Raw genomic sequence first — 15,651 nt, 5'->3', positions numbered from 1 at the left:
ATGGTCCTGGGAGGCCGTGGTCTAGAGAGAGCGGTTGAGATAGCCCTCAGCCGGCGGGAGCCGGCGCGGGCGCCTCGCCGGGGACAGCCTCGGGCACTTGCTCGCCGGCGGCCGGCGCAGCACCCGGTGGCGGCGCGTCGGCCAGGATGAACGGCACCGACGCCGAGCGCAGGTTGCCCAACTGGACGACCAGGTTGTAGGTGCCGGGACCGATCGGCTGGCGCGGCAGCGGGCACTGCGGTGCAGAACCCATGCCGGTCCAGGTCACCTCGGTGGTCACCTGCTCACCCGGGTTGAATGTCTTGACCAGCGTCTCGTTGGATGGCGCGCAGTCCAGGTTGGACCACAGCCGGTTGCCGTCCAGTGAGTAGACGTATGCGGCCAACACGGCCGCGCCCACATCCCGCTTGCAGGCCACCAAGCCGATGTTGGTGACGACCATGGTGAACTTCGGCTGATCACCGATGACGTATTGCGGCTGGTTGGTGATGCCCTTGACCGCCAGGTTGGAGTCCGGGCAGTCGTCACCTTCCTGCAGCACCGGCGGCGGCACGACCGCCTCGGTGGGCGTCGGCGCGACCGGCACCGGGCCCGCCGCCGGGGCCGGTGTCGTCGGTTCGATGACGGGAGTCCTGTTCTCCGGCTGCGGATTCTGCGGCCCCGCCGCGGTGGTGGTCTTGACGGTGCTCTTCGAGTCCGAGCTACCGCTGAAGATCACGAAGGCCACTCCGACGACGATGGCGGCGACCACCGCGACGATGCCGATCGCAAGGCCACGGCGTCGCCAATAGATTTGCGAGGGTAGAGGTCCACGCGGTTCCAGATCCAGCACCTTCTCACGGTAAGCCCAGGTCACCGCGAGTTGTTCGATCCCGCTCGGCGTGTCGCCTTGTTCGCTAGCTGAAAAAGTGGTTATTCGCCGATGTCGCCGAGGTGTTCGCGCAGCACAACCTTGCCGTCGGCGAGGTGATAGGTCAGCCCCACGATGGCCAGTTTCCCGGCCTCGATCGCCTCGGAGATGGCGGTAGAGCGGGCCAACAACTGCATGCCGGTTTCGATCACGTGGCGCGTTTCGAACTCGTCGACACGGGTCAGCCCGTCACGGCGGCCCAACAGGATCGACGGCGTGACGCGCTCGACGACATCGCGGACGTAGCCGCCCGGTACCGCACCCTCATCGAGAGCCGACAAGGTAGCCTGCACCGCGCCACAGCTGTCGTGACCGAGCACCGCGATCAGCGGCACGTTGAGCACACTGACCGCGTACTCGAGGGAACCGAGCACGGCGGAGTCGATGACGTGGCCCGCGGTGCGCACCACGAACATGTCGCCGAGCCCCTGGTCGAAGATGATCTCGGCGGCGACGCGGCTGTCGGCACAGCCGAAGATGACCGCGGTCGGTGTTTGCCCGGCGGCCAACCTCGCCCGGTCCTCGATGCTCTGGCTGGGATGCTCAGGCCGGCCGGCGACGAATCGCTCGTTACCCTCCTTGAGTGCCTTCCAAGCTGTTACGGGGCTGGTGTTCGGCATGGCCCTTATTCTGCACCGTCGAGCGCTCCGGGACGCGATGAGTATCGATTCCGTAGAACTGGTCGACTGGTACGCGCACTCCCGACGCGACCTTCCGTGGCGCGGTCCGGACGTGACAGCCTGGCAGATCCTGGTCAGCGAATTCATGCTGCAGCAGACCCCGGTTGCGCGGGTGGCGCCCATCTGGGTGGAGTGGGTGGCACGCTGGCCGACACCGTCGGCGACCGCGGCCGCCAGTGCCGCCGATGTGCTTCGAGCCTGGGGCAAGCTGGGCTATCCGCGGCGGGCCAAGCGGCTGCACGAGTGCGCGACAGTGATCGCCGCCGAGCACGACGACCGGGTGCCCGACGACGTCGAGGTGTTGTTGACCCTGCCCGGCGTGGGCGCCTACACCGCCCGCGCCGTCGGCTGTTTCGCGTACCGCCAGGGCGTGCCCGTGGTGGACACCAACGTGCGGCGGGTGGTGGCGCGGGCGGTACACGGGCTGGCCGACGCGGGCAACCCGTCGGCTGTGCGCGACCTCACCCATGTGGCCGCGCTGCTTCCCGACGATGAGACCGCTCCGGTGTTTTCGGCCGCGCTGATGGAACTCGGCGCGACGGTGTGCACCGCCCGATCCCCCAAATGCGGGATCTGCCCGCTCAGTGTGTGCGCCTGGCGGGCCGCCGGCCATCCGCCGGCAACGACCCCGCCGCGGCCGGCCCAGCGTTACGCGGGCACCGACCGCCAGGTGCGGGGACGGCTGTTGGATGTGTTGCGGGCCAGCACCGTTCCGGTGCCACGCGATCAGTTGGATGTGGTGTGGCTGACCGACACCGCACAGCGTGATCGCGCACTGGATTCACTGTTGGTCGACGGACTGGTGGAGCAGACGGCCGACGGCCGGTTCGCCCTCAGCGGCGAAGGCGGCGATGCGGGGCCGTAGGCACCGAGGAGGAGCCGAGCAGTCAGCAGCGGGGGTGAGAGCTAAGCAGACCGCGCGAAGCGGCGCCGGTAGTCCGTCGGTGTGACACCGACGATCCGGCGGAAGTGGTGGCGCAGCAGCGTCGCATTGCCAAAACCGGCCCGCTCGGCGACCCGGTCGACATCCAGATCCGTCTCTTCGAGCATCCGGCGTGCGTAGAGCACCCGCTGATCGGTGACCCACTGCATCGGCGTGGTACCGGCCTCCTCGACGAAGCGCCGGGCGAATGTGCGTGCCGACATGTTGGCCCGCCGAGCGAGGCTGGCGACAGTGTGCGGTTTGTCGAGATTGGACAGTATCCAATCCAGCTGCGGAGCAAAGCCTTCCGAACATCGGGCGGGTATCGGTTGCTCGATGTACTGGCGCTGGCCGCCGTCGCGCTGCGGAGGTACGACCATCCGTCGGGCGATGGTGTTGGTGACCACGCTGCCGAGTTCCCGACGCACGAGGTGCAGACTCGCGTCGATGCCGGCGGCGGTACCAGCACTGGTGACCAGATCGCCGTCGTCGACGAACAACACATTGCGGTCGACGACCGCGGTCGGATAACGCTGGGCGAGCTCGTCGGCGTGCATCCAGTGCGTCGTGCACCGACGCCCGTCGAGCAGGCCGGCCTCACCCGCGACGAATGCCCCCGAACACACCGTCAGGATCGTCGACCCGGCGGCGTGGGCTGCCCGTAGCGCCGCCAGCGCCTCGGGCGGGTACGCCTCGACTGGACCCGCGACCGCTGATACCGCCACCACGTCGGCACCGAGCAGCGCATCGAGGCCGTGGTCGGGCACCAACTGCGCGCCGACGCTGGTTCTCAGCGGCTTGCCCGGCTCCGGACCGCACACCTTGAAATCGAAGTTCGGGACGCCCTCAGCGGATCTATCGATACCGAAGACCTCGCAGATGACTCCGAACTCGAACACCGCGAGGCCCTCGAGGACCAGAGCCGAGACACTCTTCAATGGCATGGCAGGATCTTATCCTATAGGGTCAGTACTGCCACTGTTGGCGGGATCTTTCCTGACGAAGCATTTCCGCCATGACCGCCTTCATCACCTTCCTCAACAAACTGCGGCTGCATGCCAATCAATTCCGGGCCAGCGCCCCGATGGTCGGTCCGCTGTTCAGCGACGACGCCGACGCGCGCCGGATCAGCCATGACCTCGACGCGGTCCGCAGCCGGTTCGAGCACCATCCCGCGTGGCCGTCGTCAGGCACCCTCGGGGAGCGCCGCTAGGAACGACTCGACGACCTCCCGGTAGCGCTCCGGGGCGTCGTCGTGGACCAGGTGGCCCGCACCGGGCACGCGGACATAGCGGGCAGCCGGCCCGGCAACCTCGGCCATCCGGCTCATCTGCCCGGGCGGCGCCACCGAGTCACCCGCCTCGATGAGCAGCACCGGCGCGCGGACAGACCGCCACTGCTGCCAGTAGTCACGGGTACCCCACTGTGCGGCGATCTCGACCCATCGGGCGGGTTGACCGTGCAGCCGCCACCCGGTCCCGGTCCGGTCGAACGCCTCCAGGAAGTAACGCCCGGCGATCGGTCCGAACTCGTCGAAAACCTGTTCGGCAGTGGAATATTCGGCCGGCAACGCGTGCACCCACGGCTCCCAGGGGCCGGTCGTCCGGCCCACGAAATCCGGCGCCATGTCCTCCACCACCAGCGCGCTGACCAGATCAGGACACTGCGCGGCCAGACACCACGAGTGCAACCCGCCCATCGAATGCCCGATGAGGACGGCCGCGCGGCCGAGTGTGGCGACAGCGTCCCCGAGATCCGCGACGAACCGCTCGGTGCTCACCGCCGCAGGATCTTCCACATCACGGCCCCGATGCCACGGCGCGTCGTAGGTGTAGACCGCTCCGAACCGGGAAAGCCACGGCACCTGCCGCGACCACGTGCTGCCGCGGCCCATCAGCCCGTGCACCAACACCAGCGGCCGCCCGGTGCCTCCCCGATGCGTCAGCTTGCTCACCGCTTCATCTTGCGCGGTCGGCCACCGCTCTCGGTGAGCGCGGTAGCCTTGCGCCATGTCCGTGGTGAAGATCAACGCAATCGAGATTCCACCGGGTGCCGGCCCCGAACTGGAGAAGCGGTTCGCCAACCGCGCCCACGCCGTCGACAATCAGCCGGGGTTCCTCGGATTCCAGCTGCTGCGGCCGGTCAAGGGTGAGGACCGCTACTTCGTGGTGACCACCTGGGAGTCCGAGGAGGCCTTCCAGGCGTGGGCGACCGGACCGGCAATCCACGCGCACGCCGGCGAGCGCGCCAACCCGGTGGCCAAGGGCGCCCATCTGCTCGAGTTCGAGGTTGTGTTGGACGTTGCCGGGACCGGCAAGGACTAGCGCACGCCGGGTGCGCCGGAGCGTGGTGGCACTGGCCACCGTGATCGCCTCCGCCGCCGCCCTGGCAACCAGCTGCGCACCGGCACCTGCTCCGCCGGCCAACGCCGGCGCGGGCGTTCGAATCGACCTCAACACCCCGCAGGGGGTGCGGGCCAAGCAGGTCATGGACATGCTGAACTCGGATTGGCCGATCGGGCCCGACAGTGTCAAGACGCTGGCCAGACCCGAGATGGTGAACGCCGTCGCGACCACCATGGACGGGCTGTGGTGGGACCGGCCGTACACCCTCGCCGGGGTCGACATCGGCGCGAACATCGCCACCCTGCACCTGCTGACCTCATACGGCGCGCGACAGGACATCGACCTGCGCACGGGTGACGACACCTTCGTCAGCCGGTTCGTCGTCACCACCGCAAAGCCCAAGATCGAGTCGTGGCAGGACGTCGACACCGCACTCAGCCGCACCGGCGCCCGCTACTCGTGGCAGGTGTCCAAAGTCGACGACGGCCGCTGCACGAAGGTGGCGGGGACCAACACCGCTGAATCCCTGCCTCTGGCTTCGATTTTCAAGACCTATGTGCTGTTTGCCGTCGAAAGTGCGGTAACGGCAGGAACATTGAACTGGGACGACAAACTCACGATCACCGCTGAGACGAAGAAGCTCGGCTCCTCGGGCTTCGACAAGCTTCCGCCCGGCTCCCAGATCACGGTGCGCCAGGCGGCCGGCAAGATGATCGCGACGAGTGACAACATGGCCACCGATCTGCTGATCGGGCGGCTGGGCACCCACGCGATCGAACAGGCACTGGTCGCCGCCGGCCACCACGACCCGGCCAGCATGACACCGTTCCCCACCATGCGGGAGATCTTCTCGATCGGCTGGGGTAATCCCGACGTCCGCGAACAGTGGAAGATGGCGACCCCACAGGATCGCGCAGTGCTGTTGCGGCAGACAGACTCTCATCCCTATGACCCCGACCCGCAACGAACTCACGCACCCGGGTCGGCCTATGGCGCGGAATGGTACGGCAGCGCCGACGACATCTGCCGAGTGCACGCCGCCCTCCAGCACAACGCCGTTGGCCGGGCCGCACCGGTCAAGGACATCATGTCCGAGATCTCAGGAATCGACCTCGACCGCACCGAGTGGCCTTATATCGGCGCCAAGGCCGGCAACCTGCCGGGGGACTTCACGTTCAGCTGGTATGCCGTCGACCGTACCGGCCAGGCGTGGGTGGTCAGTTTCCAGTTCAACTGGCCCCGGTACCACAGCCCGAACGCGGGTGGCTGGCTGATGACGATCATCAAGCAGGTCTTCGGCCTACTGCCCCGCTACCGCTGACCGGCAATCCATTCGACGCTGAGTTCGTCCCGCTCGCCGAATCGGGTCAGGTGCGATGCGATGACGTCTTGAAGCCGGGCCAGCTCGTCGGCCGGTGCGCGCAGGTGTAGGTCCAGCACTCCATCCCCGGCTGTCACGGTGGCTCGGCCGGCCCCGAGATCGATCCAGCCGCTGCCCGCGTCCGCCGACCATTCCCCACCGTTACGTCGTCCCAGATGGGACACCAGTTGCTTGCCATACCGCGCGGTGCGGTCGGTACGGACGGTGGCGTCCACCGTGGGTACTTCAGTGCTCATATCAGATTCCCCTCGCAGATACCCCGGTCATGCCAATTGTATTTTCACAATTGTTATGCCGTGACCGACGGGTGATGCGTTACCGATGATCCGAACCCGACCGCAGCGTCCACGCCATTCCGCGGAAATGCAGCGTGGTACAGCTGGCCGGCGCAACATCGACGCGCCAGAACGACTTCGGTGGTGCGTCCAGCGCGTTGAGGATCACCGCGCGGATCACCGCCGGGTGGGTGACGGCGACTGTGCGGCCCGGTGTCCGGCTGATATCGGCCAGCCAGCCGCGCACCCGGGTGATCATCTCGACAATCGATTCGCCGCCGTGCGGGCCGCGGGCGGGTTCGGTGAGCCACAGCGTGAGCAGGTCGGGTTCGACCATGTCGAGACCCATCCCCCGCCAGCGCCCGCAATCCAGGTCGGCCAGCCGGGCGTCGACGCGGGCCCTCAGCCCCAGCAGCTCGGCGCTCTGGCGAGCCCGAACCTCGGGGCCGCACAACGCCATATCTGCGGTACCGACGTCGAGCTCGTCGAGCTGCCGGCGACCCAGCGCGTTGAGCTCCTCGTCGACCGGAAATCGTCCGACTGCCATGGCGTCGGTCATGGCATGTGACACCAGGGTCAGCCGGACGACTTCACTCACGCAGCGATGGGCTCCTGCACTTTGTTGTCGAGCAGCCGGGACAGCATGATCGCACCGAGCAGACCGATCGTCGTCCAGACGATCACCTGGGTGCCGAGCGCATACAACCGGAACTCGTACAGGTCATCGGCAGGGAACCCGCCGAACACGATCGTCCCCGCGTCGTTGACCATCGGTCCCGGCGTCTCGTCGATCGTCGGCAGGATGAGCATCACGATCGCGACCGCCGCGATGTAGGCACCGCCCGCCGCCAGAGTCGCGTTCCAGGCACCCAGTTTCGGCGTGAGCTGGAAAGCGAGATACACGGCGGCAACCATGAAGAGCGCCGACAGGGCGACCATCAACACGTAGAGCAGTGCGCGTTGCCTGATGGTTTCGTCGAGGCTTGTTGCCGGCGGGTTGGGCGGATACTTGAGTGCGGGAACCACCCATAGGGCGATGAGCATCGCGCCGGCCACCAGCACTGCGAGCTTGCGGGCCGACACATTGCTGATCCGGCTGTACGCCACGCAGAACACGACGGCGAACAACGCGCCGAGTGCCACGCTGAAGGCCAGCACTCCCAGTCCCATTCCGATGCTGGACTGCACACCGCGGGTGAAGAGCTCGCCGCCCGCTTCGTGAGTATGCCCGTGCCCGGATGTCGTCTCCATGGCCTCATGTGCCACGGCGGTAGCGTCCTCGAAATCGATAGCCCGCCCGACGATCGGTTCGATGAAGATCTTCGACCAGATGAACCCGAGCACACCAGCGAAGGCGCCGGCCAGGATGCCGCGCCAGATTATTGACTTTTCCATGTGATTGAGAGGTTCCGCGGACTCAGTGGCAGGGGAAACCGAGCAGATGGCGGGCATCATGAACGAATTCATGGATGTACATGTTGTCGCCGAACACCGAGGTGGCGCCCTGGTCGACACCGACGAAGTACAGGACCAGCAACGCGAAGAACGCGGTCAGTGAGAGCCAGACGACAGCCTTGGTGGCCGAGAGGTCGACGGCGCGAGACCGGCTCGACCGGGTGTGCGGAGTAGCCATTGGAGTCCTTTCAGGGAGCTGCGCGTCCCGAGATGAACCATGACGAGTTCCGGGTCTGACTGTCAACAGTGGCGCGACCGTTCTGGATTCTCACCAGATTCCTCGACTCGTCTCTTACAGCCAGGATGTTATACCCGCGCGGAGTCAGCCGGCACCGTAGCCCAGCTGCTGCGCGGTGTACTTGGCGGCCTCGGTGACCGGCACCGCCTGCACGGCGGTTCCGTAGGCGCAGATCTCGGTCCAGACATCGCCGAGTTCGGTGGTGTCGAAGCGCATGGCGATGATCGCGTTACCTCCGCGGTTGCGGGCCTCGTTCATCAACCGGTTCATCGCTTCGTTGCGGCTCTCGGCGAGGTTCTTCGTCATGCCCTGCAGCTCACCACCGAACATGCTCTTGAAGCCCGCACCCATCTGGGAGAAGGCGTTACGTGATCGCACGGTCAGGCCGAACACCTCGCCGCACACTCGCTGGATCTCCCAGCCCGGGATGTCGTTGGTGGTGACAACAAGCATGACCAGAGGGTAGCGGTCGAATGCGCGGGAATCGATGCGGACGCAAACAATTCGCTGGCCGGATGAGTAAGGCCCCCGACCGAAGTCGGGGGCCTTTCTCGTGGTTGCGCTACTCGCTGGCGGTGCCCGCGTTGGCCAGGTCGGCGTCGGCGGACTCGGTGCGCTTGGGTCCACCGGTGAAGGTGAACACCGCGTCCTCACCGGCTCCTTCGCCGTCCCAGTTGTCGACGTCGACGGTGACCAGCTGACCGGGACCGACCTCGTCGAAGAGAATCTTCTCGCTCAACGCGTCCTCGATCTCACGCTGGATCGTCCGCCGCAGCGGCCGGGCACCCAACACCGGGTCGAAGCCGCGCTTGGCCAGCAGCGCCTTCGCGTTGTCGGTGAGCTCCATCTCCATGTCCTTGCCCTTGAGCTGCTTGGACACCCGGTTCACCATCAGATCGACCATCCGGATGATCTCGTCGCGAGTCAACTGATGGAAGACGATGATGTCGTCGATGCGGTTGAGGAACTCGGGGCGGAAGTGCTTCTTCAGCTCGTCGTTGACCTTCTGCTTCATCCGCTCGTAGTTGTTCTCGCCGCCACCCTGAGTGAAGCCCAGGCCGACCGCCTTGGAGATATCGGACGTGCCCAGGTTCGACGTGAAGATCAGCACGGTGTTCTTGAAATCGACCGTGCGGCCCTGGCCGTCGGTGAGACGACCGTCCTCGAGGACCTGCAACAGGGTGTTGTAGATCTCCTGGTGGGCCTTCTCGATCTCGTCGAACAGCACCACCGAGAACGGCTTGCGCCGCACCTTCTCGGTGAGCTGGCCGCCCTCCTCGTAGCCGACGTATCCGGGCGGCGCGCCGAACAACCGCGACGCGGTGAAGCGGTCGTGGAATTCGCCCATGTCGATCTGGATCAGTGCGTCGTCGTCGCCGAACAGGAACTCGGCCAGCGCCTTGGACAGTTCGGTCTTACCGACGCCGGACGGGCCGGCGAAGATGAAGGAGCCCGACGGCCGCTTGGGATCCTTGAGGCCGGCACGGGTACGGCGGATGGCCTTGGAGACCGCCTTGACGGCGTCCTCCTGGCCGATGATCCGCTTGTGCAGCTCGTCCTCCATACGCAGCAGCCGAGTGGTCTCCTCCTCGGTCAGCTTGAACACCGGGATACCGGTCCAGTTGCCCAGAACCTCGGCGATCTGCTCGTCGTCAACCTCGGCAACGACGTCGAGATCACCTGAGCGCCACTGCTTTTCCCGCTCGGCGCGCTGGGCGACGAGTTGCTTCTCACGGTCGCGTAACGACGCCGCCTTCTCGAAGTCCTGGGCGTCGATCGCGGACTCCTTCTCCCGGCGCGCGTCGGCGATCTTCTCGTCGAATTCACGCAGGTCTGGCGGAGCGGTCATCCGGCGGATCCGCATCCGGGCGCCGGCCTCGTCGATGAGGTCGATCGCCTTGTCCGGCAGGAACCGATCGTTGATGTAGCGGTCGGCCAGGGTCGCCGCCGCGACCATCGCGGCATCGGTGATCGACACCCGGTGGTGCGCCTCGTACCGGTCGCGCAATCCCTTGAGGATCTCGATGGTGTGGGCCACCGTCGGCTCGCCGACCTGCACCGGCTGGAACCGGCGCTCCAGCGCGGCGTCCTTCTCGATGTACTTGCGGTACTCGTCGAGCGTGGTGGCACCGATCGTCTGCAGTTCGCCACGAGCCAGCTTGGGCTTGAGGATCGACGCCGCGTCGATGGCACCCTCGGCGGCACCCGCACCGACGAGCGTGTGCAGCTCGTCGATGAACAGGATGATGTCGCCGCGGGTGTTGATCTCCTTGAGCACCTTCTTGAGGCGTTCCTCGAAGTCGCCGCGATAGCGGCTGCCGGCCACCAGCGACCCGAGGTCCAGGGTGTAGAGCTGCTTGTCCTTCAGCGTCTCGGGAACTTCGCCGTGCACGATCGCCTGCGCCAGCCCCTCCACCACGGCGGTCTTGCCGACACCGGGTTCGCCGATCAGTACGGGGTTGTTCTTGGTGCGCCGGCTCAGCACCTGCATCACCCGCTCGATTTCCTTCTCGCGGCCGATGACCGGGTCGAGTTTGCCCTCCATGGCCGCTGCGGTCAGGTTGCGGCCGAACTGGTCCAAGACCAGCGAGGTCGACGGATTGCCGGACTCCCCGCCGCGACCGCCGGTGCCGGCTTCCGCGGTCTCCTTGCCCTGATATCCGGACAGCAACTGGATGACCTGCTGGCGCACCCGTGTCAGTTCGGCGCCGAGCTTCACCAGCACCTGGGCGGCCACACCCTCGCCCTCACGGATCAGGCCGAGCAGGATGTGCTCGGTGCCGATGTAGTTGTGGCCGAGCTGCAGCGCCTCGCGCAGGCTCAGTTCCAGCACCTTCTTGGCGCGTGGGGTGAACGGGATGTGCCCGGACGGCGCCTGCTGGCCCTGTCCGATGATCTCCTCGACCTGGCTGCGGACACCCTCGAGCGAGATGCCCAGCGACTCCAGCGACTTGGCGGCTACGCCTTCACCCTCATGAATAAGTCCCAGCAGGATGTGCTCGGTCCCGATGTAGTTGTGGTTGAGCATCCGGGCTTCTTCTTGAGCCAGGACGACGACCCTGCGGGCACGGTCGGTAAATCTCTCGAACATCGTCGGTTACCTGCTCTCCATCACGATTAGGTACAGCGGTAGTCACCACGTACCTGTCGTCCACTCTAATGGGGGCCGAGGGAGGCGTCCTCCCTTGCCACCCATACCGCGTCCATGTCGGTGCGGACCTAGCACACCAACGTGGGAGGCCAGCGAATCGTTTCCGGCAATCCCCGGCGGCGGCTTCGCCGCCAGCGAACAGGGGCTGACGGCGCGCGACGGAAGAGGCTTGGATGGCCGAGAGAAGCCCGGTCAGGCCTAGGTTGCGGCGTGGAAAGCGTCGATGATGTCGGCCGGAATGCGACCCCGAGTCGACACCTTGTGACCGTTGCGGCGCGCCCAGTCCCGGATCGCAGCGCTCTGCTCCCGGTCGATGGCGGCGCGACCACGGCCAGCCGGCCCGGAGCGGCCGCGGCGACGGCCGCCGACCCGGCGGCTGGCGTCGACCCACTGTTTGAGATCGTTGCGGAGTTTCTGAGCATTCTTGGCGGAAAGATCGATCTCATAGCTCACACCGTCGAGCGCGAATTCGACCGTTTCATCCGCGGCACCCGCGCCGTCAAAATCGTCGACGAGAGTGACGGTCACTTTCTTGGCCATTGCCTCACTGAATCCTTCTGCCTGCGCACATCAAGCGTTAGTCCACCCGATCCCCCGTGTGCACCAATGTGCCACATTTGCCCACGTCATTCAACAAGGATTCGATCGACGCACCTCAGCCATGGCGTCGAACAATCGGGAACAAAACCGTTTCGCGAATTGACAACCCGGTGAGAACCATCAACAGGCGATCGATGCCCATTCCGGTTCCGGTGGTCGGCGGCATCGCATACTCCATCGCCGCCAGGAAATCCTCGTCGAGCGCCATTGCCTCGTCGTCGCCGGCGGCCGCCGCCCTGGCCTGGTCCTCGAAGCGTTCGCGCTGCACTATCGGGTCGACCAGCTCGGAGTATCCCGTGGCCAACTCGATTCCGCGGACGTACAGGTCCCACTTCTCGGTGACGCCGGGGATGCTACGGTGCTGACGGGTCAGTGGTGTGGTCTCGACCGGGAAATCCTTGACGAATGTCGGGGACCACAATGTGTTCCCGACGGTGTGTTCCCACAGTTCTTCGACCAGCTTGCCGTGTCCGTAGCCGCGATCGGGCGGGATCTCGACGTCGAGACGATCGGCAATAGTGAGTAAGTATTCCAATGATGTGTCCGGTGTGATCTCTTCACCGAGGGCTTCGGACAACGACGGGTACATTTGAATCGACGGCCATTCACCGTCGATGTCATAGATTGTCCCGTCCGGCAATGGCACTTGCCGGGTGCCGATCGCCTCGTCCGCCACTTCTTGAATAACTTCGCGGGTGACGATCGCCGATTCGTCATAGGTTCCCCATGCCTGATAAGTCTCGAGCATCGAGAATTCCGGCGAATGCGTCGAATCTGCGCCTTCGTTTCGGAAGTTACGATTCAGCTCGTAAACTTTCTCCAGACCGCCGACGACGCATCGCTTGAGGAACAACTCCGGGGCGATCCGCAGGTACAGGTCCGCGTCGAGGGCATTGGAGTGGGTGACAAACGGCCGGGCGGCCGCACCACCGGCCAGTGTCTGCAGCATCGGGGTCTCGACTTCGAGGAACCCGCGGCGCTCCAGCGCGTTGCGCACGGCCCGCACGACGGCGATCCGCTGGCGCGCCACCTGACGGGCCTGGGGGCGCACGATCAGGTCGACGTAGCGCTGCCGGACCCGCGACTCCTCGCTCATCTCCTTATGCGCGACGGGCAGCGGGCGCAACGCCTTGCTGGCCATCTGCCAGGAATCGGCCAGCACCGACAGCTCGCCGCGGCGCGAGCTGATCACCTCGCCGTGCACGAACACGATGTCGCCGAGGTCGACCTCCGTCTTCCAGGCATCCAGGGCTTGCTCTCCCACACCGGCGAGGCTGATCATCGCCTGCAACTGGGTTCCGTCGCCCTCCTGCAGCGTGGCGAAACACAGCTTGCCCGAGTTGCGGGCGAACACCACCCGACCAGTGACACCCACGATGTCGCCGGTGGTGGCTTCGGCAGGCAGGTCGGGGTACGTCGCGCGGATCTCGGCCAGCGAATGGGTGCGCGGCACCGACACCGGATACGGATCTTTGCCATCGGCCAGCAGGGCCGCGCGCTTGCCCTGGCGAATCCGGAACTGCTCGGGGACGTCAACGCCCGCGTCGGGGGTATCCGGAGTATCTGCAGAGCTCACGACGTGCCAGCTTAAATGAGGTCATGACATCGCTGCTCAACCCGGCCGCGGTGGCAGCCCTGGCCGACGAACGGGTGGACTGGCGATTCAAGGGCCTGCCCCCCGAGTGGGCGGGCCGCACGCCCGCACAGATCTGCGCCGACGAGCCCGAGCTGTTCGCCGCCGGCCCGCTGGGGCCGGTATGCGTCCTATCCGCCGAGGCGCTGCGCCACAACCTGTCGACGATGGCCGGCTGGTGCACGCGCCACGGTGTCGAGTTGGCCCCGCACGGCAAGACCCACATGGCCCCGCAACTGCTGGCCAGGCAGTTCGACGCCGGAGCGTGCGCGGTCACGGTCGCCACGATCAGTCAGCTGCGCACCTACCGGGCATTCGGGGTGCGGGAGGTGGTGCTGGCCAACGAACTGGTCGACTCGGCGGGGCTGGCGTGGCTGGCCCGCGAACTCGACGACGACCCCGATTTCCGGCTGATCTGCTGGGTGGACTCCATCCGCGGGGTGGCTTTGATGACCGAGGCGTTGCAGGCCGCCGGCGCCCGACGTCCGGTCGACGTCTGCGTCGAACTCGGCGCGGCAGGCACCCGCACCGGCTGCCGGGACAACCCCACCGCCGACGCGGTGGCGGCAGCGGTGGTGGCAAGCCCACGACTTCGCCTGGTCGGGGTGGCCGGCTACGAGGCGTCGCTGGGCCACAACGTGTCGGCCGCGGGTATCGACTCCGTCCGGGACTACCTGGAGTGGCTGCGCGCGGCCGCCATCCGCCTCGCGCCACTATGCGAGGTTCCCGATCTCGTGGTGACCGCCGGCGGGAGCACGCATTTCGACCTGGTGGCGCAGACGCTGACCGGCGACTGGCGCACCATCCTGCGCAGCGGCGCGTATCTGACCCACGACGACGGGCTGTACCTGCGGACGTCACCGCTGACCCGGCCGGGTGCCCCGCCCGGCGGGTTCGTGGCGGCGATACAGGTGTGGGCCCAGGTGTGCTCGCGCCCCGAGCCCGGGCTGGCCCTGCTGACGATGGGCCGCCGCGACGTGTCATTCGACCAGGATCTTCCTGTGCCGCAACGGCTTCACCGGCCATCGGGCTGGACGGACGACGGGTTGACCGGGTGTCAGGTGGTCAAGCTCAACGACCAGCACGCGTTTCTGAGGGTGTCACCGACCGCCGAAGCCAAGGTCGAGGTCGGCAGCTGGATCGCGTTCGGGGTGTCGCACCCGTGCACGGTGTTCGACAAGTGGCAGCTGATCCCGGAGCTCGATAACCAAGGCCGGGTGGTCACCTTGATCCGCACCTTTTTCTAGCGCGCGGACTTGATCCGGCCTCGCTGATTGTCGCGGTTGCGCTCGTAAACCATCCGCAACCCGTCGAGCGTGAGGTGCTGATCGTAATGCTGCACGGTATGCAGATCGGGCAGCATCAGCGGGGCGGTGTGGCCAGTGGCGACCACCGCGACATCGGAGCCGGCGAATCCGTCGACATCCTCCCGGATCCGGTTCACCAACCCGTCCACCAAGCCGGCGAATCCGAACAGCGCACCAGCCTGCATGCACTCCACGGTGTTCTTGCCGATCACCGAACGCGGCCTGGTGAGCTCCACTCGGCGCAACGCCGCCGATCGTGCCGCCGCTGCATCTGAGGATACTTGGACACCGGGAGCTATCGCCCCGCCGAGGAATTCACCCTTCGCCGAGACCACGTCGACACAGATCGACGAGCCGAAGTCCACCACGATCGCGGGCGAGGAGAACTTGGCGTAAGCCGCCAGGCAGTTGACGATCCGGTCGGCGCCGACCTCCTTCGGGTTGTCCACGAGCAGCGGGATCCCGGTGCGCACACCGGGTTCGATGAGCACGTGCGGCACCGCCGGCCAGTACTGGTCGAGCATCACCCGGACCTCGTGCATGACCGAGGGGACGGTGGACAGCCCGGTGGCGCCGGTGAGGCGCTCGGAGTCATCGCCGATCAGTCCCTCGATGGTCAACGCAAGCTCGTCGGCTGTCACTTCCGATTCGGTGCGGATCCGCCACTGCTGAGACACCTTCGCGTGATCCCCCGAACCTGAGATCAACCCCACGACAGTGTGAGTGTTGCGAACGTCGATGGCCAGCAGCACGA

General features: G+C 66.3%; 18 protein-coding genes. 5 read left to right on the top strand and 13 right to left on the bottom strand.

Going from position 1 to position 15,651, the window contains the following annotated elements; all coding sequences use genetic code 11:
- Positions 1–46: 46 nt before the first annotated feature.
- A complete protein-coding gene (locus ORI27_RS00340; RefSeq protein WP_265994775.1) occupies positions 47–832 on the bottom strand; it encodes a hypothetical protein in 786 nt (261 codons plus the stop codon).
- Between the two features lie 80 nt (positions 833–912).
- A complete protein-coding gene (locus ORI27_RS00335; RefSeq protein ID WP_265994776.1) occupies positions 913–1,530 on the bottom strand; it encodes a carbonic anhydrase in 618 nt (205 codons plus the stop codon).
- Between ORI27_RS00335 and ORI27_RS00330 the strand changes: the two genes are divergently transcribed.
- On the top strand, positions 1,529–2,455 hold the full coding sequence (locus tag ORI27_RS00330; RefSeq protein WP_407666196.1) for an HhH-GPD family protein: 927 nt from the start codon (positions 1,529–1,531) through the stop codon (positions 2,453–2,455). The two genes, ORI27_RS00335 and ORI27_RS00330, sit on opposite strands and share 2 nt — an antisense overlap.
- Positions 2,456–2,496: 41 nt before the next feature.
- Here the strand turns inward: ORI27_RS00330 and ORI27_RS00325 are convergent, their stop codons facing one another.
- Entirely contained in the window at positions 2,497–3,456 is a 960-nt protein-coding gene (locus ORI27_RS00325) for a helix-turn-helix domain-containing protein (protein WP_265994778.1), read from the bottom strand.
- A 71-nt stretch (positions 3,457–3,527) separates the two neighbouring features.
- Between ORI27_RS00325 and ORI27_RS00320 the strand changes: the two genes are divergently transcribed.
- Entirely contained in the window at positions 3,528–3,725 is a 198-nt protein-coding gene (locus ORI27_RS00320) for a hypothetical protein (RefSeq protein ID WP_265994779.1), read from the top strand.
- Here the strand turns inward: ORI27_RS00320 and ORI27_RS00315 are convergent.
- On the bottom strand, positions 3,699–4,466 hold the full coding sequence (locus ORI27_RS00315) for an alpha/beta fold hydrolase (RefSeq protein WP_265994780.1): 768 nt from the start codon (positions 4,464–4,466) through the stop codon (positions 3,699–3,701). The two genes, ORI27_RS00320 and ORI27_RS00315, sit on opposite strands and share 27 nt — an antisense overlap.
- A 55-nt stretch (positions 4,467–4,521) precedes the next feature.
- On the opposite strand from ORI27_RS00315, the gene mhuD reads away from it, so the two are divergent.
- Positions 4,522–4,836 (top strand): mycobilin-forming heme oxygenase MhuD, encoded by a 315-nt coding sequence (gene mhuD / locus ORI27_RS00310; RefSeq protein WP_265994781.1) that lies wholly within the window; start codon positions 4,522–4,524, stop codon positions 4,834–4,836.
- Positions 4,802–6,178 (top strand): serine hydrolase, encoded by a 1,377-nt coding sequence (locus ORI27_RS00305; protein ID WP_407666197.1) that lies wholly within the window; start codon positions 4,802–4,804, stop codon positions 6,176–6,178. Before mhuD ends, ORI27_RS00305 begins: the two co-directional genes overlap by 35 nt.
- On the opposite strand, the gene ORI27_RS00300 is transcribed toward ORI27_RS00305, so the two are convergent.
- The 8 genes from ORI27_RS00300 to lysS form a co-directional block, all read right to left on the bottom strand.
- Positions 6,169–6,474, bottom strand: coding sequence for a DUF2218 domain-containing protein (locus ORI27_RS00300; RefSeq protein WP_265994782.1), 306 nt, complete (start codon positions 6,472–6,474; stop codon positions 6,169–6,171). The genes ORI27_RS00305 and ORI27_RS00300 overlap by 10 nt on opposite strands.
- A 79-nt stretch (positions 6,475–6,553) precedes the next feature.
- Complete coding sequence (locus ORI27_RS00295) at positions 6,554–7,111, bottom strand: histidine phosphatase family protein (protein WP_265994783.1); 558 nt, start codon at positions 7,109–7,111, stop codon at positions 6,554–6,556.
- Positions 7,108–7,908 (bottom strand): CbtA family protein, encoded by an 801-nt coding sequence (locus ORI27_RS00290; protein WP_265994784.1) that lies wholly within the window; start codon positions 7,906–7,908, stop codon positions 7,108–7,110. Before ORI27_RS00290 ends, ORI27_RS00295 begins: the two co-directional genes overlap by 4 nt.
- Before the next feature lie 22 nt (positions 7,909–7,930).
- Positions 7,931–8,146, bottom strand: coding sequence for a CbtB domain-containing protein (locus ORI27_RS00285; protein WP_265994785.1), 216 nt, complete (start codon positions 8,144–8,146; stop codon positions 7,931–7,933).
- Positions 8,147–8,290: 144 nt separating this feature from the next.
- On the bottom strand, positions 8,291–8,659 hold the full coding sequence (locus tag ORI27_RS00280; RefSeq protein ID WP_265994786.1) for a YbjQ family protein: 369 nt from the start codon (positions 8,657–8,659) through the stop codon (positions 8,291–8,293).
- A 109-nt stretch (positions 8,660–8,768) separates the two neighbouring features.
- Positions 8,769–11,297, bottom strand: coding sequence for an ATP-dependent protease ATP-binding subunit ClpC (gene clpC1 / locus ORI27_RS00275; RefSeq protein ID WP_265994787.1), 2,529 nt, complete (start codon positions 11,295–11,297; stop codon positions 8,769–8,771).
- A 258-nt stretch (positions 11,298–11,555) separates the two neighbouring features.
- Entirely contained in the window at positions 11,556–11,897 is a 342-nt protein-coding gene (lsr2, locus tag ORI27_RS00270; RefSeq protein WP_265994788.1) for a histone-like nucleoid-structuring protein Lsr2, read from the bottom strand.
- A 115-nt stretch (positions 11,898–12,012) separates the two neighbouring features.
- Positions 12,013–13,533: a lysine--tRNA ligase gene (gene lysS, locus ORI27_RS00265; RefSeq protein WP_265994789.1), complete on the bottom strand. Its 1,521-nt coding sequence runs from the start codon at positions 13,531–13,533 to the stop codon at positions 12,013–12,015.
- A gap of 23 nt (positions 13,534–13,556) precedes the next feature.
- On the opposite strand from lysS, the gene ORI27_RS00260 reads away from it, so the two are divergent.
- Entirely contained in the window at positions 13,557–14,837 is a 1,281-nt protein-coding gene (locus ORI27_RS00260; protein ID WP_265994791.1) for an alanine racemase, read from the top strand.
- On the opposite strand, the gene ORI27_RS00255 is transcribed toward ORI27_RS00260, so the two are convergent.
- Complete coding sequence (locus ORI27_RS00255) at positions 14,834–15,649, bottom strand: type III pantothenate kinase (RefSeq protein WP_265994793.1); 816 nt, start codon at positions 15,647–15,649, stop codon at positions 14,834–14,836. The genes ORI27_RS00260 and ORI27_RS00255 overlap by 4 nt on opposite strands.
- Between the last annotated feature and the right edge of the window lie 2 nt (positions 15,650–15,651).

The sequence above is a fragment of the Mycobacterium pinniadriaticum genome (assembly GCF_026242045.1).
Classification (GTDB): Bacteria; Actinomycetota; Actinomycetes; order Mycobacteriales; family Mycobacteriaceae; genus Mycobacterium; species Mycobacterium pinniadriaticum.
The sequence above is the reverse complement of the archived record's forward strand: the minus strand, read 5'-3'. Positions and strand labels throughout refer to the sequence as shown.